Source organism: Delftia sp. CH05, assembly GCF_009827015.1.
Classification (GTDB): Bacteria; Pseudomonadota; Gammaproteobacteria; order Burkholderiales; family Burkholderiaceae_C; genus Comamonas; species Comamonas tsuruhatensis.
The window spans coordinates 53,880-72,173 of record NZ_WUMG01000007.1 but is presented as its reverse complement, the minus strand read 5'-3'; the positions used below and the strand labels follow the sequence as shown (position 1 = coordinate 72,173).

Here is an 18,294-nt window from a genome sequence, read left to right as displayed (position 1 = left end):
AGGCATGCCTGCGCCGCAATATGCGGTCAGCCGAGCAGGGAAGGTCTTGGAGGGCGCAGCAGCTGGCCCGGGGCGGGCGACAGGTGCGCCTGGGAATAGGTCGAAGGCGGGGCCCACAGCGACACCACCTGCACGGCGATGGGCTCGGGCGGCCAGTACATCTCGGCGGAACGGTCCTCGCCGCAGGCCAGCAGGGCCAGCAGTTGGCGCTTGTTGCCGCTGTGTGCCGTCAGCTCGGCAAACTCGGTCTCGTCGTCTTCCTCGACTTCCGCGAGTTCCTCGAGGAATTCATCATCGATGGTCACGACGGGATGGTGCGCCAGCAGGCCATCGCCTTCCAACCCATCGGAAGATGCCGAAGCTGCCACCTGCCCGCAGAAGATGGACAGCAGCATCAGCAACGAAAAGACAAACGATGGCGCAAGGCGCATGGAGCGGGGCAGACGAGTCGGTGAAAGATGGACGCCCTGCAAACAGGACACCGTCTATTGTTACGAATGTTGAGGGAAAGTTCCGGGTTTGCCCTTAAAAAATCTGGGCAATAGATCGTGTTTTGTGCACAAAGGCTTTCCATGTGAAGAAGTCACACCAAAAACCGCAACAACCAGAAACAAAAAAGCCACCTTGCGGTGGCTTCTTGTCTGCGCAAACACGAGGGTCTGCACAAGGAATCTGGCGGAGTGGACGGGACTCGAACCCGCGACCCCCGGCGTGACAGGCCGGTATTCTAACCAACTGAACTACCACTCCTGGCAGGCAACTTTTGCGCTCTTTCGAGCCAAGTGCTGCAAACTTGGCGACCCTACGGGGATTCGAACCCCGGTACTCACCGTGAAAGGGTGATGTCCTAGGCCTCTAGACGATAGGGTCAATCCTAGAACTTGCGTTACAAACTCAAGTCTCGATTTTTGGTGGAGGTAAACGGGATCGAACCGATGACCTCTTGCATGCCATGCAAGCGCTCTCCCAGCTGAGCTATACCCCCAAAGAATCCGATACTGGCGGAGTGGACGGGACTCGAACCCGCGACCCCCGGCGTGACAGGCCGGTATTCTAACCAACTGAACTACCACTCCTGGCAGACAGCTTTTGTGCTCTTTCGAGCCAAGTGCTGCAAACTTGGCGACCCTACGGGGATTCGAACCCCGGTACTCACCGTGAAAGGGTGATGTCCTAGGCCTCTAGACGATAGGGTCACAGCCTGTGATCCGCCGATAAAAAAGCGCCTTCGTGTTTCAAAGGCGCTTACATACCAAGCGACAAATTTTGGCGGAGTGGACGGGACTCGAACCCGCGACCCCCGGCGTGACAGGCCGGTATTCTAACCAACTGAACTACCACTCCTGGCAGACAGCTTTTGCGCTCTTTCGAGCCAAGTGCTGCAAACTTGGCGACCCTACGGGGATTCGAACCCCGGTACTCACCGTGAAAGGGTGATGTCCTAGGCCTCTAGACGATAGGGTCAATCCTAGAACTTGCGTTACAAACTCAAGTCTCAATTTTGGTGGAGGTAAACGGGATCGAACCGATGACCTCTTGCATGCCATGCAAGCGCTCTCCCAGCTGAGCTATACCCCCTTCATGCTGCAATCGCTGCTTCTTGTTAGTTGCTGCGTTTGCATCAGAGACTCGAATTATAGACAGGTTTTCAGCGGTTTTTCAAACGCGCCAGAATTTTTTCACGACCCAGCAGCTCCAGCACCGCATCCACCGAAGGCGTGTGCGCCGTGCCCAGCGTCAGCACGCGCACCGGCATGGCCAGTTGCGGCATCTTCAGGCCCTGGGCCTTGAGCACTTCCTTGATCAGGGCAGCAATGGCTTCCTTGCTCCACTCCACCGAGGCGATGCCTTCGGCGAAGGCGTCCAGGGCGGGCGCCACGGCGTCGGTCACGTGCTTTGCCAGGTCCTCGGCGTTGCGGTCGAAGGCGTCCACATAGAACAGGCGCACCCAGCCGGCCAGATCGACCAGGGTTTCGCAGCGGTCCTTGAACAGGGCGCAGATGCGCGGCAGGCGGTCGTCTGCGTCGAGCAGGGCCTGGTCCAGGCCGGTCTTGAGCACGAAGGGGCGCACCAGCTCTGCCAGGGCCGCGTCGTCCAGCGCCTTCAGGTGCTGGGCGTTGACCCAGCGCAGCTTGGCCTCGTCGAACTGGCCAGCGCTGCGGCCCAGGTGGTCCAGGTTGAACCACTCCAGGAACTGGGCGCGGCTGAAGATTTCGTCGTCGCCGTGGCTCCAGCCCAGGCGGGCCAGGTAGTTGACCATGGCGTCGGGCAGGTAGCCTTCGTCGCGGTACTGGGTGACGGCCTTGGCGCCGTTGCGCTTGCTCATCTTCTCGCCCTGCTCGTTGAGCACGGTGGGCAGATGGGCGAACACGGGCACGCTGGCGCCCAGGGCCTCAAAGATGTGGATCTGGCGCGGCGTGTTGTTGACGTGGTCGTCGCCACGGATGACATGGGTGATGGCCATGTCCATGTCGTCCACGCAGACGCAGAAGTTGTAGGTGGGCGTGCCATCGGGGCGCGCGATCACCAGGTCGTCCAGCTCGCTGTTCTGGAACTCGATGCGGCCCTTGCATTTGTCTTCCCAGGCCACGACGCCGCCCTTCGGCGTCTTGAAGCGCAGCACGGGACGCACGCCTTCGGGCACGGGCGGCAGCACCTTGCCTTCCTCAGGGCGCCAGGTGCCGTCGTAGCGCGGCTTTTCCTTGTTGGCCATCTGGCGCTCGCGCAGGGCGTCGAGTTCTTCCACGCTCATGTAGCAGGGGTAGACATGGCCCGAAGCCTGCAGGCCGGCCAGCACCTCCTTGTAGCGGTCCATGCGCTGCATTTGATAGAACGGACCTTCGTCATGGTCCAGCTGCAGCCAGGCCATGCCCTCGATGATCACGTCCACCGAGGCCTGGGTGGAGCGCTCCACGTCGGTGTCCTCGATGCGCAGGACGAAATCGCCGCCCGTGGCGCGCGCAAAGGCCCAGGGATACAGGGCCGAGCGGATGTTGCCCAGGTGGATGAAGCCCGTGGGAGACGGGGCAAAACGGGTACGTACTTTTTGTGTCATTGCAGGGTATCCAGTCCGCGGGAGAGATCGTTCTTGAGGTCGCCCAGGTATTCCAGTCCGACGGAGATGCGCAGCAGGCCCTGGCCGATGCCGGCGGCACGGCGCTGCTCTTCGCTCAGGCGGCCATGCGAGGTGCTGGCCGGATGGGTGATGGTGGTCTTGACGTCGCCCAGGTTGGCCGTGATCGAGCACACCCGGGTGCTGTCGGCCACATGGAAGGCGTTGGCGCGCAGCTGTTCGGCGCCCTCGCCAACCACATCGAAGGACAGCACGCCGCCGCCCATGCCGTTTTGCTGGCGCATGGCCAGCTCGTGCTGCGGGTGGCTGGCCAGGCCCGGGTAGTAGACGCGGGCGACCTTGGGATGGGCTTCCAGCCAGGTGGCCAGCTCCAGCGCGGAGGCGCTTTGCGCCTTCACGCGCAGGGACAGCGTCTCCAGCCCCTTGAGCACCACCCAGGCGTTGAACGGTGCCAGGTTCAGGCCGCCGCTACGCAGGAAGGTGCCCATGACCTTGTCCACCAGTGCCGTCGTGCCGCAGACGGCGCCCGACATGACACGGCCCTGGCCGTCCAGCAGCTTGGTGCCGGAGTGCACGACCAGGTCGGCACCGAACTTGGCAGGCTGCTGCAGCACGGGCGAGGCAAAGCTGTTGTCCACGGCCAGCAGCGCGCCATGGGCGTGCGCCAGCTCGGCCAGCGCGGCGATGTCGCACAGGTCGGTCAGCGGGTTGGTCGGCGTCTCGGCGAACAGAAGGCGCGTGTTGGGACGGATGGCCGCCTTCCAGGCCTGCACATCGGTCTGCGAGACAAAGCTGGTCTCTACGCCGAAGCGCGCCATCTCGCCGCCCAGCAGCTTGATGGTGGAGCCGAACATGGACTGCGAGCAGATCACATGGTCGCCGGCCTTGAGCGTGGTCAGCGCCACGAGCAAGATGGCCGACATGCCCGTGGACGTGGCCACCGCGCATTCCGTGCCCTCCATGGCGGCCAGGCGCTGCTCGAAGCTGGTGACGGTGGGGTTGGAGGTGCGGCTGTAGGTGTAGCCGGGCTCTTCATTGGCGAAGCGGCGCGCAGCCGTTGCACAGTCGGGCTGCACGAAGCTGCTGGTCATGTACAGGGCTTCGCTGTGCTCACCCCACTGGCTTCGCTCCACGCCCACGCGCAGGGCCAGCGTATCGGGATGCAGGCCTTCGGGAAGTGTCTTGTTGGTCACGTTGATGGTCCTTGGGGATCGGGCGCAGCACGCCAGCGGTGGCGGTGCCCGGAAAAAAGGAGCTAGAAGCACTTGTCACCTGGCGGCTTCCAGGGCCTTGCGGCCCTGGACGCTCCAGCACCAGCGCTTTTAGCTCATTTGTCAAAAAAGGCGGGCCACAGGCCCGCCCGACATTGTCACTGAATGCCCTGGCGCTCAGGCTTCCTGGGCATTGGGCAGGGACAGGCGCGACGCATCGCTGGCCTCTTCCTCCCCGCCCCGGTTACGGCCCTCGTTGAGCGCCGTGACCTCGTCCTCGGAGATGTCGCCCGTGATGTAGACGCCGTCGAAGCACGAGGCCTCGAAGCCCTGCACCTGCGGATTGATCTTGCCCACGGTCTGCTTCATGGCGGCCACGTCCTGGTAGATCAGCGCGTCGGCGCCGATGACCTGGCGGATTTCCTCGACCGTGCGGCCATGCGCCACCAGTTCGGCGCGCGTGGGCATGTCGATGCCGTAGACGTTGGGATGGCGCACCGGAGGAGCGGCCGAGGCCAAGTAGACCTTGACGGCGCCGGCGTCACGCGCCATCTGCACGATTTCCTTGGAGGTGGTGCCGCGCACGATGGAGTCGTCCACCAGCAGCACCTTGCGGCCCTTGAACTCGCTGCCGATGGCGTTGAGCTTCTGGCGCACGGATTTCTTGCGCGAGGCCTGGCCCGGCATGATGAAGGTGCGGCCCACGTAGCGGTTCTTGACAAAGCCTTCGCGGTAGGGAATGCCCAGCAGCTGGGCCAGCTGCATGGCGCTGGGCCGGCTGGATTCCGGAATCGGGATGATGGCGTCGATCTCGTTGGGCGGCACGGTGGAGACCACGCGCTTGGCCAGCGTCTCGCCCATGTTCAGGCGCGCCTGGTAGACGGAGATGCCGTCGAGCACCGAGTCCGGACGGGCCAGGTACACGTACTCGAACACGCAGGGGTGCAGCTCGCTCTTTTCGGCGCACTGGCGGGTTTCGACCTGGCCGTCGCTGTGCACGAACACGGCTTCACCCGGAGCGACATCGCGCTCGAGCTGGTGCAGCGTGCCTTCCAGGGCCACGGATTCGCTGGCCAGCATCACCGTGCCGTCGGCGCTGCGGCCCATGCACAGGGGACGGATGCCGAAGGGGTCGCGGAAGGCCAGCAGGCCGTAGCCCGCAATCAGCGCGATCACGGCGTACGAGCCCTTGATGCGCTTGTGCACGGCGCTAACGGCCTGGAAGACGTCTTCGCTCTTGAGCGGTGCGCCGCTGCTGGCGCGGGCCAGCTCGTGGGCCAGCACGTTGAGCAGGACTTCGGAGTCGCTCTCGGTGTTGGTGTGGCGGTGGTCGGTGTCCGACAGTTCCTCGCGCAGCTGCTTGGCGTTGGTGAGGTTGCCGTTGTGCACCATGACGATGCCGAAGGGCGCGTTCACGTAGAAGGGCTGGGCCTCTTCCTCGCTGGTCGCGTTGCCGGCCGTCGGGTAGCGCACCTGGCCCAGGCCCACCGTGCCCGGCAGGGCGCGCATGTTGCGGGTGCGGAACACGTCGCGCACCATGCCCTTGGCCTTGTGCATGAAGAACTTGCGCTCCTGCTGGGTCACGATGCCGGCGGCATCCTGGCCACGGTGCTGCAGCAGCAGCAGGGCGTCATAGATCAGTTGATTCACGGGCGCGGTGCTGACTACACCAACGATTCCACACATAGTTGCGTTCCATCCGTTTGCGAAGGTCGCCCTTCGCTGTCTGGGCCGTAGCAGCCACCCATTGGCCACGCCTGCGCCCGATTTCTCTATCCAAACTGTTTCTGCCAGCCGACTCCTGCGCTGCAGCGCCTTGTCATGCAGCCGGCAGATAGCGTCCCCATTCCTGCGGCAGCTGCGGCAAAACCGCAGCCAGCGCCTGCATCAGCCACGGCGCCAGGGCTGAATCCTGCCACCACTGTCCCTGGTGCAGCGGCGTGTAGCTGATCACCATCGTTGCCACCAGGGCCAGCAGCGCCCCGCGCAGCACGCCGAACAGCGCGCCCAGCGTGCGGTCCACGGGCCTCAGGCCCACCGCCTCGATCAGCCGGCGCGACAGCCAGGACACCAGGCCCCAGCCGAACAGCGCCAGCACGAACAACAGCACAAAGCCTGCGGCATAGCGCAGTTGCATGTCCCAGTCCTGCATGGGCAGCCACAGCGCCACGTCGGCAGCCCAGATGCGTGCCACGACGAAGGCCACCAGCCAGCCGAGCAGCGACAGCACCTCATACACCAGCCCGCGCCAGGCGCCTAGCAGCATCGATGCCAGCACGCAGGCCAGCAAAACCCAGTCCACCGTGGACATACGCTATCTCTGTGCGCCTGTGCTGCTTTGCAAGATGTACGTCACCGCCTCAGAGCTTGAGCACCGAAGCCGGCAGGCCCTGGCCCTTGACGCGCGCCGCCGCCTTGTCGGCTTCGGCACGGCCGTTGAACGGACCCACACGCACACGCGTGCGCTTGCCGTCCTTGGTGTCCACCACCTGCGTGAAAGTCTTCAGGCCCGCCAGCTCCAGCTTGGCGCGGATTTCCTGGGCCTTGCCGGCATCGGAGAAGGCGCCGACCTGCACGATGAAGCGCTCGTCCGTCGCCGCAGCAGCCGCCGGCGCCGCCGGTGCGCTGCGACCTTCCAGCAGGGCCCGGGCACGCGCGGCGTCGTCGCTCCTGGACGGCTCGGGCTTGGGTTCGGGCTTTGGCTTCGGCTCGGGTTTGGGTTCGGGCTTGGGCTCCGGCTTGTGTTCGGGTTTGGCCGGCTCGGGCTTGGGCCTGGGTTCCGGCTTGGGCTCGGGTTTGGTCTCAGGCTTGGCGGCGGGCTTGGGCTCAGGCTTTGCCTCGGGCCGGGTTTCGGGCTTTGCTTCCGGCTTGACCGGAGCCACCTGCGAGACGGCCGGCGCCACGGGCACGGAAGGCCTGCCCATGGGAACCTCTTCCTCGTCGGCGCCCAGCGAGGCCTGGGCCGGCACGCGGCCTGCCGGGGAAGCGGCGCCCTGGTGCGGATGGGCGTCCACGGCATTGGCGCCGGGCACGACCAGAGGAGCGACCTTGTCGCGGTCGGGAATCTCGATGGGGATGTCCACGGGAATCGGACGCGGCTGCGTGTCGAACAGCAGGGGGAATCCCACCACGCCCGCCAGGACCAGCACGGCCGCGCCGATGAGGCGGTGGCGCGCCCGGCGGCGCATGACATCGACGCTTTCCGCCTGTCCCAGCCGTGTGGGCCGCCTCGATGCGGACGACGAATCACCGTCGTCTTTTTTGCCGGGCCAACGAAAATTGAAAAATGCCATGGAGTGCGGACTCGTTCAGATCGGCCACCACAGGCAGCCACGATGGCCGTTTGCGGTGCGGATCACTGGATTCAGGTGCCCAGATGCTTGGCGTTCAGCCGGGGCGGGCCGTCCTGCAGCACGCCGCCCACCGTGAAGAACGAGCCAAAGACCACGATTCTATCAGTGGGACCTGCTGCAAGAACCGCGGCATCCAGCGCCAGCTGCGGGTTTGCGAAGGTGGCCAGCGAGATCTCGCGTGGCACGCCCGGCGCGGGCGGCAGGGCTTCGATCTTCTGGCGCAGCACCTCGGCGCTCTCGGCGCGCGGCGTGGGCAGGTCGGTGAGATACCAGCGGTCGATCAGCGGGGCAATCCTGGCCAGCATGGGCGCCAGGTCCTTGTCGTGCATGGCGCCGAAGACCGCATGCGTGCAGGGAAAGTAGCCCATGGCATCGAGGTTGGCCGTCAGCGCCGCCACCGAATGCGGGTTGTGTGCCACGTCCAGCACCAGCGTGGGCTGGCCCGGAATGATCTGGAAACGGCCCGGCAGCTCGACCATGGCCAGCCCCGTGCGCACGGCCTGGGCCGTGACGGGGAGGCGGCTGCGGATGGCCTCGAGCGCGGCCAGCGCACCCGATGCATTGACCAGCTGGTTGGCGCCGCGCAGCGCCGGATAGGCCAGGCCCGCATAGCGCCGCCCGCGTCCGGCCCAGCCCCACTGCTGCTTGTCGCCCGAGAAGTTGAAGTCCTGGCCCAGGCGCCAGAGATCGGCACCAATGGCCTGTGCATGGTCCAGCACGCTTTGCGGCGGCATGGGATCGCTGACCACCACCGGCCGGCCGGCGCGCATGATGCCGGCCTTCTCGCGGCCGATGCTCTCGCGGTCCGGCCCCAGGAATTCCACATGGTCGATGTCGATGCTGGTGATGACGGCGCAATCGGCGTCGATCACATTGGTGGCATCCAGCCGCCCGCCCAGGCCCACCTCGAGAATCGCCACATCCAGCCTGGACTGGCTCATCAGCCGCAGGATGGCCAGCGTGGTGAACTCGAAATAGGTGAGCGCCACTTCCGTGCCCTGCGCGCGCGCCTGCTCCACGGCCTCGAACTGCGGCAGCAGCTCGGCGGCCTTCACGATCTCGCCGCCCACGCGGCAGCGTTCCTCGAAATGCACCAGATGCGGCGATGTGTAGACGCCGGGGCGAAAGCCCGATTGCAGCGCCACGGCCTCCAGCATGGCGCAGGTCGAGCCCTTGCCGTTGGTGCCCGCAACCGTGATCACGGGGCAGTCGAAACGCAGGTCCAGGCGCTGGGCAACTTCGCGCACGCGATCCAGGCCCAGCGCAATATTCTTGGGGTGCAGGCGCTCGCAATATGCGAGCCATGCATCCAATGTGGGAAATGAGGTGTGCATACTGCGCGCTATTGTTACCCAGGGACAGTGTCCTTATGGGGTCCTCGCCATCCATTGACTGCGGCAACTGCAACCAATCATGACCACTGCAAACACTGTGACGCTCTACGGCATTCCCAACTGCGACACCGTCAAGAAGGCCCGCGCCTGGCTCACCGACCAGGGCATCGCCTACGAATTCCACGACTTCAAGAAACAGGGTGTTCCCGCCGAGCAGTTGCCCGCCTGGATGCAGGCTGTCGGCTGGGAAAAGCTGCTCAACCGCCAAGGCACGACGTGGCGCAAGCTCGATGCCGACACCCAGGCCGCCGCCCAGGATGCGGCCGGTGCCGCAGCCCTCATGCAGCAGCAGCCCAGCGTCATCAAGCGCCCGGTCGTCCAATGGCCGCAGGGACGCATCACCGTGGGTTTTGCGCCCGACGCCTGGGCAGAGATGGCCCACGGGGGCAAGCGCTGACTCTGCCATCAGGCCTGGAACAGCTTATTACGTGGATTTACGCGACCGCAAACTGCTTTCCAGGCCCGAGGAATACACTTGCATGGAGCCTGGCAGGAAATACCGCCAGCGCAACAGGAGTGCAATCATGAAATCCCTGGTTCTTTTGACGCTGGCGGCCACGACCGCCACCGTAGCCCTGGCCCAGGAGCAAGGCCGGGTGCTGTCGGTGACCCCGGTGACCCAGCAGGTGGCCGTGCCCCAGCAGGTCTGCCGCGATGAAAACGTCTATACCGGCCAGCGCACCTCGGGCGCGGGCGCCGTTCTGGGTGCCCTGGCGGGCGGCGTGGTCGGCAATGCCATCGGCCATGGCGGCGGACGGGCGGCCGCCACGGCGGCCGGCGTGATCGGCGGCGCCATGCTGGGCAACCAGGCCGAGGCCACGGGCCAGCCCCAGTACCAGACGGTGCGCAACTGCACCACCCAGACCTACTACCAGAACCGCGCCGTGGCCTATGACGTGGTCTACGAGTACGCAGGCCGCAACTACACGACGCGCACCACCACGCCGCCCGGGGACTGGATCGCGCTGAGCGTGCAGCCCGCCGCCAACAGCGCGGCCTATGGCAGCAACGGCTACTACGGCACCAACCAGCCGCCCCAGGCCGCGTACTCCACCGCACCCGTGCCGCCGCCCGTGGTCTACCAGAACAACTACTACGACGGCGGTGGCTACTACGCCCCCCAGCCTGTGCAGCCCGTGTATTCGGCCGGTGACTATGTGGCCCCCGTGGTGATTGGAGCAGCCCTTGCTGCCGGCGTGTACTACGCCTCGCGCCCCAGCTATCACGGCTGGCGCGGCGGCTACCGCCACGGCTGGCGCCGCTGAGACGGACCTGCGCATGCAAAGCCCCGACAAGGGGCTTTTTGCATGGCGGCGGCCAGCACGTACGGGCAGCGGCCGGGTGCTGGCCTAAAATGGGCGGTTTAGTCCACCCTCTGCCCAGCTTCCATGACCACCGAAACCATCTCTGGCATCACCCTGACCACCAAGGCCAATGTCTATTTCGACGGCAAATGCATCAGCCATGGCTTCACGCTGGCCGATGGCACGAAGAAGTCTGCGGGCGTGGTGCTGCCCAGCCAGCTGACCTTCGGCACGGCCGCCGCCGAGATCATGGAATGCGTGGCCGGCTCCTGCGAGTACAAGCTCGACGGCTCGGACCAGTGGCTGACATCCAAGGCCGGCGAGTCCTTCCAGGTGCCTGCGAACTCCAAGTTCGACATCCGCGTGACCGAGGCCTATCACTACATCTGCCACTACGCCTAAGAGCGCCTGAGCGCCTGGGCAGACCGACGCATTCGACCTGACGGCGCCCAGGCGCCTTCCGTGTTTTCCGGCAGCCGCGTCCAACACGCCAGCCGCCATCGTTATTGAGAGAAGCATCGTATGGAAACCATCCTGCAAAACGTCCCCGTCGGCCAAAAGGTCGGCATCGCCTTCTCGGGCGGCCTGGACACCAGCGCCGCCCTGCGCTGGATGAAGAACAAGGGCGCCCTGCCCTACGCCTACACGGCCAACCTGGGCCAGCCCGACGAGGCCGACTACGACGAAATCCCCCGCAAGGCCATGGAATACGGCGCCGAGCAGGCCCGCCTGATCGACTGCCGCGCGCAGCTGGCCGGCGAAGGCATTGCCGCCATCCAGGCCGGCGCCTTCCACATCTCCACGGGCGGCATCACCTACTTCAACACCACGCCCCTGGGCCGTGCCGTGACCGGCACCATGCTGGTGGCCGCCATGAAGGAAGACGACGTCAACATCTGGGGTGACGGCTCGACCTTCAAGGGCAACGACATCGAGCGCTTCTACCGCTACGGCCTGCTGACCAACCCCGCGCTGAAGATCTACAAGCCCTGGCTGGACCAGACCTTCATCGACGAGCTGGGCGGCCGCGCCGAGATGTCAGCCTTCATGACCAAGGAAGGCTTCGGCTACAAGATGAGCGCCGAGAAGGCCTACTCGACCGACAGCAACATGCTGGGCGCCACGCACGAGGCCAAGGACCTGGAGTTCCTGAACAGCGGCATCCGCATCGTCAACCCCATCATGGGCGTGGCGTTCTGGAAGCCCGAGGTCGAGGTCAAGGCTGAGGAAGTGTCGGTGACCTTCGAAGAAGGCCGCCCCGTGGCCCTCAATGGCAAGGAAATCGCCGATCCCGTGGAGCTGTTCCTGGAAGCCAACCGCATCGGTGGCCGCCACGGCCTGGGCATGAGCGACCAGATCGAGAACCGCATCATCGAAGCCAAGAGCCGCGGCATCTACGAGGCCCCCGGCATGGCCCTGCTGCACATCGCCTACGAGCGCCTGGTGACCGGCATCCACAACGAGGACACCATCGAGCAGTACCGCATCAACGGCCTGCGCCTGGGCCGCCTGCTGTACCAGGGCCGCTGGTTCGACCCGCAGGCCATCATGCTGCGCGAAACCGCCCAGCGCTGGGTGGCCCGCGCCGTGACCGGCACCGTGACGCTGGAGCTGCGCCGCGGCAATGACTACTCCATCCTGAACACCGAATCGCCCAACCTGACCTACGCGCCCGAGCGCCTGTCGATGGAAAAGGTCGAGGACGCGCCCTTCAGCCCCGCCGACCGCATCGGCCAGCTGACCATGCGCAACCTGGACCTGATGGACACCCGCGACAAGCTGGCCATCTACGCCAAGGCCGGCCTGCTGTCCCTGGGCACCAGCACCGCCCTGCCCCAATTGGGCGGCAAGGAATGACCTACACCCCCTGAGCGGCTGACGCCGCTTCCCCCTCTCTACTCGCTTCGCGAGGGAGGGGACGACGCCCTCGCTGCGGGGCGGCCCTTGCTCGGCGTCCCTGGCATGGGACGCGCCCGCCAAGCACGCGACGCCATGGGCCAGAAAATCGCACACTTGCATCCCACAAGCCGCCGCAAGGCGGCTTTTTTACGCCCCGGCTACCAGTGCGCGCCCTCGAAACGCTGCACGAGAAAATCCAGCAGCGCCCGCACGGCCACCGGCAGATGGCGGCGGGAGCTGTACAGCGCATGCACGGTCAGCGGCTGCGGGCGCCAGTCGGGCAGCACCAGCTCCAGCTGGCCGTTTTGCAGCATGGGCTGGACCAGATAGGTTGGCTGCAAGGCAATGCCGGCGCCTTCGACGGCAGCGGCGGCCAGCACGGTGGCTTCGTTGGCGTTGAACCAGGTGGTGACGGCGATCTGCTGCTCATCGCTTTCATCGTCACGGCGAGTCAATTGCCAGACATTGCGCCCCACGCGCATATGGCCCAGGCAGCGGTGCGCCTGCAGCTGGGCCGGTGCCTGCGGCCGGCCAGCCGCATCCAGATAGGCGGTCGAGGCCACCAGCACCGATTCGCAAACGGCCAGCGGCCGGCCGATGAGTGCGGCGCCCGGATCGGCGCTGATGCGTATGGCCAGGTCGATGCGCTGCTGCACCAGGTCCAGCGCGCCGTCGTCCACCAGCAGGTCGATCTTGAGGTGCGGGTGCAGCCGCATGAACTGCGCAATGGCCGGCGCCATCTGCGCATGGCCGAAGGACATGCTGCAGGTCACGCGCAGCAGGCCGCGCAACTGGCTGTCGCTGGCGCGCATCTCGCCTTGCACCTCATCGGCCAGGGCCAGCATCTGCTGGCTGTAGCGCAGGCACTGCGCACCGGCATCGGTGAGCGAGACACGGCGCGTGGTGCGGTGCAGCAGGCGCGCGCCCAGCCACTGCTCCAGCGACTCCACATGGCGCGTGGCCATGGCGCGCGACAGGTCCAGCCGCTCGGCCGCCGCCGTGAAGCTGCCGCATTCGGCCACCGTGGCAAACACCTGCATCGCCAGCAATCGGTCCATGGATATGCTCGATTTCTGCAACAAACAAGCGCATATTTTGCCGTTTATCTGCTCGATTTCAAAAACTAAAGTACCACCCATGGCAGCACGGCGCTGCCACCCGCTTTCTGTCTTGTGCTTTTTTCAAAGGAAATCGACATGCTTCGCACCACCTTGCTTTCGCTCACCCTGGCCCTGTCGGCCGGCCTGTCCCACGCCCAGGCGCCCGCCCCGCTGCAGATGAAGGTCTACCAGGCCGACGAACACAGCTTTGCCGTGACCTCCACCCTGATCACCGGTGCCAAGGAGGCCGTGGTCGTGGACAGCGGCTTCACCCGCGCCGACGGCCTGCGCATTGCCGCCAATGTGCTGGACAGCGGCAAGCAGCTGACCACCATCCTCATCAGCAATGCCGACCCCGACTACTACTTCGGCGCCGAGGTGCTCAAGAGCCTGTTCCCGCAGGCCAAGGTGGTGGCCACGCCGGCCGTGCGCGAGAAGATCGAGTCCAAGCTGCAGGGCAAGCTGGCCTTCTGGGGCCCCAAGATGGGCGCCAACGCCCCCAGCCATCCCGTGCTGCCCGAGGCCCTGCAAGGCAATACGGTGATGGTGGACGGCCAGGCGCTGGAGCTGCGCGGCACCACCGGCCCGCTGGCCCACCGCCCCTATGTCTGGGTGCCTGCGCTGCAGGCCATCGTCGGCAACGTGGGCGTGTTCGGCAACCTGCATGTCTGGACAGCGGACACGCAAAAGAGCGCCGAGCGCAAGGCCTGGCTGGCGCAGCTGGACGAGATGCAGGCCCTCAAGCCCGCTGTCGTCGTGCCCGGCCACATGCAGGCCGGCACGGCCATGGACGCCAGCGCCATCGCCTATACACGCGACTATCTCCAGCGTTTCGAGGCCGCCGCCGCCAAGGCGGGCAACAGCGCCGAGCTGATCGGTGCCATGAAGCAGGCCTACCCGCAGGCCGGCATGGCGCTGTCGCTGGACATCGGCGCCAAGGTGAACAAGGGCGAGATGCCATGGTAAGCATGCACTTTCGCAAAAATCCTCATGGAACCTGCATGCTGCGCCCTTGATCCAACCAGCTGCCGCCCTCATTCGTCGTGGCGGCAGGAGGTGCAGCCATGAAATACATGAAGCATTGGCAGGACCCGCTCAACGTCCTGCTGGGAGTCTGGTTGGCAGTCTCGCCCTGGGTGCTGGGGTTCCAGGACCAGATGGCGCCCACGGCCAACGGCGTGGTCATCGGACTGGCGCTGATTGCCGCTGCGCTGGGAGCCATCTTCATGCCCCGCGCGTGGGAGGAATGGACCGAAGGCCTGCTGGGTCTGTGGATGGTGATCTCGCCCTGGGTGCTGGGCTTTGCCGGCCAGATGGACGCCATGCGCAATGCCGTGGTGTCGGGCATCGTGGTGCTGGTGCTCGCGCTGTGGGTGCTGATGACCGACAAGGACTATATGGACTGGCGCAGTCACTCCGCCCACTGAGGCGCTGATGCGCAGCGGCCCGCAGGCGGCAATGCCCTGCGGGCCGCTGTTTTTTTGCCGCCGTGCCCCTCAAGAACCGCCCAAGGACCGCCCAAGGCCGCTCAGACTACGACGGGCTCGGGCTCCAGGCGGATGCCGAATCGCTCGTAGACGCTGGTCTGTATCGCTCCGGCAAGCGTCATGACCTCGCCGCCCGTGACGCTGCTGTCCACGCTGTGCCGGTCGCCCCGGTTGACCAGCACCAGGGCCTGCTTGTCATACACCCCGGCGCGGCCCATGGACTTGCCCTTCCAGCCGCAGGCATCGATCAGCCAGCCGGCGGCCAGCTTGATGGAGCCGTCGTCCATGGGGTAGTGCACGATGCGGGGCTCGCGCGCAATGATGTCGGCGCACTGCTCGGGCGTCACCGTCGGGTTCTTGAAGAAGCTGCCCGCGTTGCCGATGTGCTCCGGATCGGGCAGCTTGGCGCGGCGGATCTCGCACACCCAGTCGAAGATCTGGCGGGCCGTGGGCTCGGCCACGCCCGCCTCGGCCTGGCGGCGCTGCAGGTCCAGGTAGCCCAGGCCGGGCTTCCAGTCCTTGGGCAGGGCCAGGCGCACGCGCGTGATCACGGCGCGGCCCTTGAGGCCCATGCCGCGCGGCGGCACGCCGCTCATGCGCGCACGCGCCACGGGCGTGGGCTCGGCCGGCGCATGCTTGAACACCGAGTCGCGGTAGCCGAAGGCGCATTGGGCGGCATCCAGCGTGAAGGACTCCCCCGTGGCCAGGTCGATGGCATCCAGCGACTCGAACCGGTCCTGCAGCTCCAATCCGTAGGCGCCGATGTTCTGCACCGGCGACGCGCCCACGGTGCCGGGAATCAGCGCCATGTTCTCCAGGCCGCCGTAGCCCTGCGACAGGGTCCAGGCCACCAGGTCGTGCCAGCGTTCGCCGGCACCGGCCTCGACGATCCAGTGGCGATCGGTCTCGCGCAGCAGGCGCATGCCCGCTATCTCCATCTTGAGGACCACGGGATCGACGTCGCCCGTGATCACCACATTGCTGCCGCCGCCCAGCACGAACACGGGCTGGCGGCCCCACAGCGGATCGGCCAGGAAATGGCGCACGTCCTCGTCGCTGCGCACGCGCACCAGGGTGTGGGCACGGGCGGCGATGCCGAAGCTGTTGCAATGCTGCAGCGGAACATTTTTCTCGACTAACATCGACCGGATTGTCGCACCGCCTCCCTGCGCCGCCGGCCCCGCGCCCGCATCGCCCGGCCGCGCGCTGCGGTACTTTTTCAGAACATTTACAGGAAATATTTGCCATGCCTTCTTTTGACACCGTGTGCGAAGCCGACTTCGTCGAAGTGAAGAACGCCGTGGAGAACACCGCCAAGGAAATCGGCACACGCTTCGACTTCAAGGGCACCTCGGCCGCCATCGAGCTCAAGGACAAGGAAATCACGCTGTTCGGCGATGCCGACTTCCAGCTGCAGCAGGTCGAGGACATCCTGCGCAACAAGCTGACCAAGCGCAGCGTGGACGTGCGCTTCCTGGACATCCAGAAGGCCCAGAAGATCGGCGGCGACAAGCTCAAGCAGACCATCAAGGTCAAGAACGGCATCGAGGCCGAGCTGGGCAAGAAGCTGCAAAAGCTGATCAAGGACAGCAAGCTCAAGGTGCAGGCCGCCATCCAGGGCGACGCCGTGCGCGTCACCGGCGCCAAGCGCGACGACCTGCAGGCCGCCATGGCCCTGATCCGCAAGGACCTGGCCGACCATCCCCTGTCCTTCAACAACTTCCGCGACTGATCGCCTGGCACCCGCCTCTGCGCCACAAGCCACCCCATGCGCCACCTACGTGCCGTACTTCTGAGCCTGGCCGCAGCGGCCGCGCTGGCTCCACCATCGGCGACGGCGCAGTCCGTGGCGCTCAGCGGCGTGCTGGGCAGCAAGGCCTTGCTGGTCATAGACGGCGGCACGCCGCGCGCGCTGGCGGCGGGCGACAGCCTGCAGGATGTGCGCGTGCTGCAGGTATCGGGCGACACGGCCGAGGTGGAAATCAAGGGCCGCCGCCAGACATTGCGCCTGGGCGAGGCGCCCATCAGCCTGGGCGGCCGGGGCGCGGCGGCGGGCGATCCTGCGCTCGGCCGGCGCGTGGTGCTCAAGGCCGACAACCGGGGGCACTTCATCGAACGCGGCCAGATCAATGGCAAGACCATGGTCTACATGGTGGACACGGGCGCCAGCTCGGTCGCCATCGGCCGGTCCGACGCCGAACGCATGGGCCTGCCCTTTCTCAAGGGCCAGCCGGTGATGATGCGCACCGCAAACGGCGATGCCCAGGGCTGGCGCCTGCGGCTGGATTCGGTGCGCGTGGGCGATGTCGAGGTCTTCGGTGTGGACGCCGTGGTCGCCCCTCTTCCCATGCCCTATGTGCTGCTGGGCAACAGCTTTCTTGCCCACGTCCAGATGACCCGCCAGGGCAGCGAGATGGTGCTGGAGCGGCGCTGATGCGGCCTGCATGCGCCCCGCTTCCCGCACCCCGCCAACGATGAGCCGACGCCCCGACGATTCCTACGAAGACCTGCTGGGCCTGTGGTCCGACCTGGAGGCCGCACTGTCGGTGCTGCTGTCCGCGCCGCTGCAGGTGCAGGACTTCCTGGTCAAGCTGCAGCAGATCGACCTGTGGCTGCAGGAGCTGATCGCCCACGACAGCGATGCCGCGCTGTACCTGATGTTCCAGCGCGCCTGCTCGTCCACCGTGGGCTACAGCGCCTCCCATGCCCTGGTCTGCGCCTGCCTGTGCCATGTGCTGGCGCGTGAGCTGCGCCTGGACGAGTCCGAACACCGCACCCTGGTGTATGGCGCACTGACCATGAACATCGGCATGAACGCGCTGCAGGACGAACTGGCGCTGCAGCGCGAGCCGCTGACCCCCGCCCAGCAGCAGGCCGTACAGCGCCACCCGCTGCACAGCCAGGCCCTGCTGGCGCGGCTGTTCGTCAACGATGCGCTGTGGCTGGAGCTGGTGGGCCACCACCACGAGGCCGTGCCGCAGCAGCCGCTGTCCACGCTGGCGCCCGTGCAGCGGCTGGTCCGCATCCTGGGCACGGTGGACCGCTACGCCGCCCTGATCAGCCCGCGCAAGTCACGCGAAGGCCGCAGCGCCGCCGAGTCGCTGCGCGCGCTCACCCAGCAGCAGCGCTACTCCGACGAGGTGGGCTTCGCGCTGGTGCGCGCCGTGGGCCTGTGCCCGCCGGGCACCTATGTGCGGCTGGACAACGGTGACATCGCCGTGGTGCTGCGCCGTGGCGAGCCGCCGCAGCCGCCGCTGGTGGCCAGCGTGATCGGCGCCGACGGCGCGAGCCTGTATCCGCCCGTCATCCATGAAGGCGAGGACGGCCCCCGCATCCGCTCGGCACTGGCGCGCGCCGCCATCACGCTGGAGCTGGACCCGCGCACGCTGGCCCAGCTGGGCGTGCTGGCCGCACGCGGCAGCCAGTCGCTGTACCGCATGGTGCAGATGCCCGGGCCTGTCTGACCGATCTGG

18 protein-coding genes and 8 tRNA genes are annotated in these 18,294 nt (G+C 66.2%); 9 read left to right on the top strand and 17 right to left on the bottom strand.

What is annotated here, in order from left to right:
* Positions 1 to 26: 26 nt before the first annotated feature.
* The 15 genes from GRX31_RS08595 to folC form a co-directional block, all read right to left on the bottom strand.
* Positions 27 to 395 carry a hypothetical protein gene (locus GRX31_RS08595; RefSeq protein WP_237426634.1) on the bottom strand — a complete coding sequence of 123 codons (369 nt, stop codon included), beginning with the start codon at positions 393 to 395 and terminating at the stop codon, positions 27 to 29.
* 278 nt (positions 396 to 673) lie between these two features.
* Positions 674 to 750: transfer RNA gene (locus GRX31_RS08590), tRNA-Asp, on the bottom strand.
* Positions 751 to 794: 44 nt separating this feature from the next.
* Positions 795 to 870: transfer RNA gene (locus GRX31_RS08585), tRNA-Glu, on the bottom strand.
* Positions 871 to 909: 39 nt separating this feature from the next.
* Positions 910 to 985, bottom strand: a tRNA-Ala gene (locus tag GRX31_RS08580).
* Between the two features lie 14 nt (positions 986 to 999).
* Positions 1,000 to 1,076, bottom strand: a tRNA-Asp gene (locus GRX31_RS08575).
* Positions 1,077 to 1,120: 44 nt separating this feature from the next.
* A tRNA-Glu gene (locus GRX31_RS08570) sits at positions 1,121 to 1,196 on the bottom strand.
* A 71-nt stretch (positions 1,197 to 1,267) separates the two neighbouring features.
* Positions 1,268 to 1,344, bottom strand: a tRNA-Asp gene (locus tag GRX31_RS08565).
* Positions 1,345 to 1,388: 44 nt separating this feature from the next.
* Positions 1,389 to 1,464, bottom strand: a tRNA-Glu gene (locus GRX31_RS08560).
* 38 nt (positions 1,465 to 1,502) lie between these two features.
* Positions 1,503 to 1,578 (bottom strand) — tRNA-Ala (locus GRX31_RS08555).
* A 70-nt stretch (positions 1,579 to 1,648) separates the two neighbouring features.
* Complete coding sequence (gltX, locus tag GRX31_RS08550; RefSeq protein ID WP_160852207.1) at positions 1,649 to 3,055, bottom strand: glutamate--tRNA ligase; 1,407 nt, start codon at positions 3,053 to 3,055, stop codon at positions 1,649 to 1,651.
* Complete coding sequence (locus tag GRX31_RS08545; protein ID WP_016449260.1) at positions 3,052 to 4,266, bottom strand: O-succinylhomoserine sulfhydrylase; 1,215 nt, start codon at positions 4,264 to 4,266, stop codon at positions 3,052 to 3,054. The genes gltX and GRX31_RS08545 overlap by 4 nt, the downstream gene beginning before the upstream one ends.
* 195 nt (positions 4,267 to 4,461) lie before the next feature.
* The gene (gene purF, locus GRX31_RS08540; protein ID WP_016449259.1) at positions 4,462 to 5,970 is read right to left on the bottom strand and encodes an amidophosphoribosyltransferase; all 1,509 of its coding nucleotides are present in this window, start codon (positions 5,968 to 5,970) and stop codon (positions 4,462 to 4,464) included.
* A gap of 133 nt (positions 5,971 to 6,103) precedes the next feature.
* On the bottom strand, positions 6,104 to 6,595 hold the full coding sequence (locus tag GRX31_RS08535; RefSeq protein ID WP_016451425.1) for a CvpA family protein: 492 nt from the start codon (positions 6,593 to 6,595) through the stop codon (positions 6,104 to 6,106).
* Between the two features lie 49 nt (positions 6,596 to 6,644).
* Complete coding sequence (locus GRX31_RS08530; RefSeq protein WP_016449257.1) at positions 6,645 to 7,577, bottom strand: SPOR domain-containing protein; 933 nt, start codon at positions 7,575 to 7,577, stop codon at positions 6,645 to 6,647.
* A 71-nt stretch (positions 7,578 to 7,648) separates the two neighbouring features.
* Entirely contained in the window at positions 7,649 to 8,971 is a 1,323-nt protein-coding gene (gene folC / locus GRX31_RS08525; protein WP_160852205.1) for a bifunctional tetrahydrofolate synthase/dihydrofolate synthase, read from the bottom strand.
* 79 nt (positions 8,972 to 9,050) lie between these two features.
* Between folC and GRX31_RS08520 the strand changes: the two genes are divergently transcribed.
* From GRX31_RS08520 to argG, 4 genes are all read left to right on the top strand, one after another.
* Complete coding sequence (locus tag GRX31_RS08520) at positions 9,051 to 9,428, top strand: ArsC family reductase (RefSeq protein WP_016449255.1); 378 nt, start codon at positions 9,051 to 9,053, stop codon at positions 9,426 to 9,428.
* Between the two features lie 127 nt (positions 9,429 to 9,555).
* On the top strand, positions 9,556 to 10,296 hold the full coding sequence (locus tag GRX31_RS08515) for a glycine zipper 2TM domain-containing protein (RefSeq protein WP_016449254.1): 741 nt from the start codon (positions 9,556 to 9,558) through the stop codon (positions 10,294 to 10,296).
* A 123-nt stretch (positions 10,297 to 10,419) separates the two neighbouring features.
* Complete coding sequence (gene ppnP, locus GRX31_RS08510) at positions 10,420 to 10,737, top strand: pyrimidine/purine nucleoside phosphorylase (protein WP_012206574.1); 318 nt, start codon at positions 10,420 to 10,422, stop codon at positions 10,735 to 10,737.
* 120 nt (positions 10,738 to 10,857) lie between these two features.
* Complete coding sequence (gene argG, locus GRX31_RS08505) at positions 10,858 to 12,192, top strand: argininosuccinate synthase (RefSeq protein WP_016449252.1); 1,335 nt, start codon at positions 10,858 to 10,860, stop codon at positions 12,190 to 12,192.
* Between the two features lie 200 nt (positions 12,193 to 12,392).
* Here argG and GRX31_RS08500 read toward each other — a convergent pair whose 3' ends face one another.
* Complete coding sequence (locus GRX31_RS08500; RefSeq protein WP_026062941.1) at positions 12,393 to 13,292, bottom strand: LysR family transcriptional regulator; 900 nt, start codon at positions 13,290 to 13,292, stop codon at positions 12,393 to 12,395.
* A 138-nt stretch (positions 13,293 to 13,430) separates the two neighbouring features.
* On the opposite strand from GRX31_RS08500, the gene GRX31_RS08495 reads away from it, so the two are divergent.
* Positions 13,431 to 14,300: an MBL fold metallo-hydrolase gene (locus GRX31_RS08495; protein ID WP_017407584.1), complete on the top strand. Its 870-nt coding sequence runs from the start codon at positions 13,431 to 13,433 to the stop codon at positions 14,298 to 14,300.
* Positions 14,301 to 14,398: 98 nt separating this feature from the next.
* Positions 14,399 to 14,761, top strand: a complete 363-nt coding sequence (locus GRX31_RS08490; protein ID WP_016451422.1) for an SPW repeat protein — start codon at positions 14,399 to 14,401, stop codon at positions 14,759 to 14,761.
* A 101-nt stretch (positions 14,762 to 14,862) separates the two neighbouring features.
* Here GRX31_RS08490 and murB read toward each other — a convergent pair whose 3' ends face one another.
* Complete coding sequence (gene murB, locus GRX31_RS08485; protein WP_016449248.1) at positions 14,863 to 15,963, bottom strand: UDP-N-acetylmuramate dehydrogenase; 1,101 nt, start codon at positions 15,961 to 15,963, stop codon at positions 14,863 to 14,865.
* Positions 15,964 to 16,067: 104 nt separating this feature from the next.
* Here murB and GRX31_RS08480 point away from each other — a divergent pair, with 104 nt between their 5' ends.
* Genes GRX31_RS08480 through GRX31_RS08470 form a run of 3 tightly spaced genes read left to right on the top strand, consistent with a single transcriptional unit; the run spans position 16,068 to position 18,285 of the window.
* Positions 16,068 to 16,553 (top strand): YajQ family cyclic di-GMP-binding protein, encoded by a 486-nt coding sequence (locus GRX31_RS08480; protein WP_012206580.1) that lies wholly within the window; start codon positions 16,068 to 16,070, stop codon positions 16,551 to 16,553.
* A gap of 36 nt (positions 16,554 to 16,589) precedes the next feature.
* Positions 16,590 to 17,255: a retropepsin-like aspartic protease family protein gene (locus GRX31_RS08475; protein ID WP_016449247.1), complete on the top strand. Its 666-nt coding sequence runs from the start codon at positions 16,590 to 16,592 to the stop codon at positions 17,253 to 17,255.
* Between the two features lie 40 nt (positions 17,256 to 17,295).
* Positions 17,296 to 18,285, top strand: a complete 990-nt coding sequence (locus GRX31_RS08470; RefSeq protein ID WP_160852204.1) for an HD-GYP domain-containing protein — start codon at positions 17,296 to 17,298, stop codon at positions 18,283 to 18,285.
* Positions 18,286 to 18,294 lie beyond the last annotated feature (9 nt).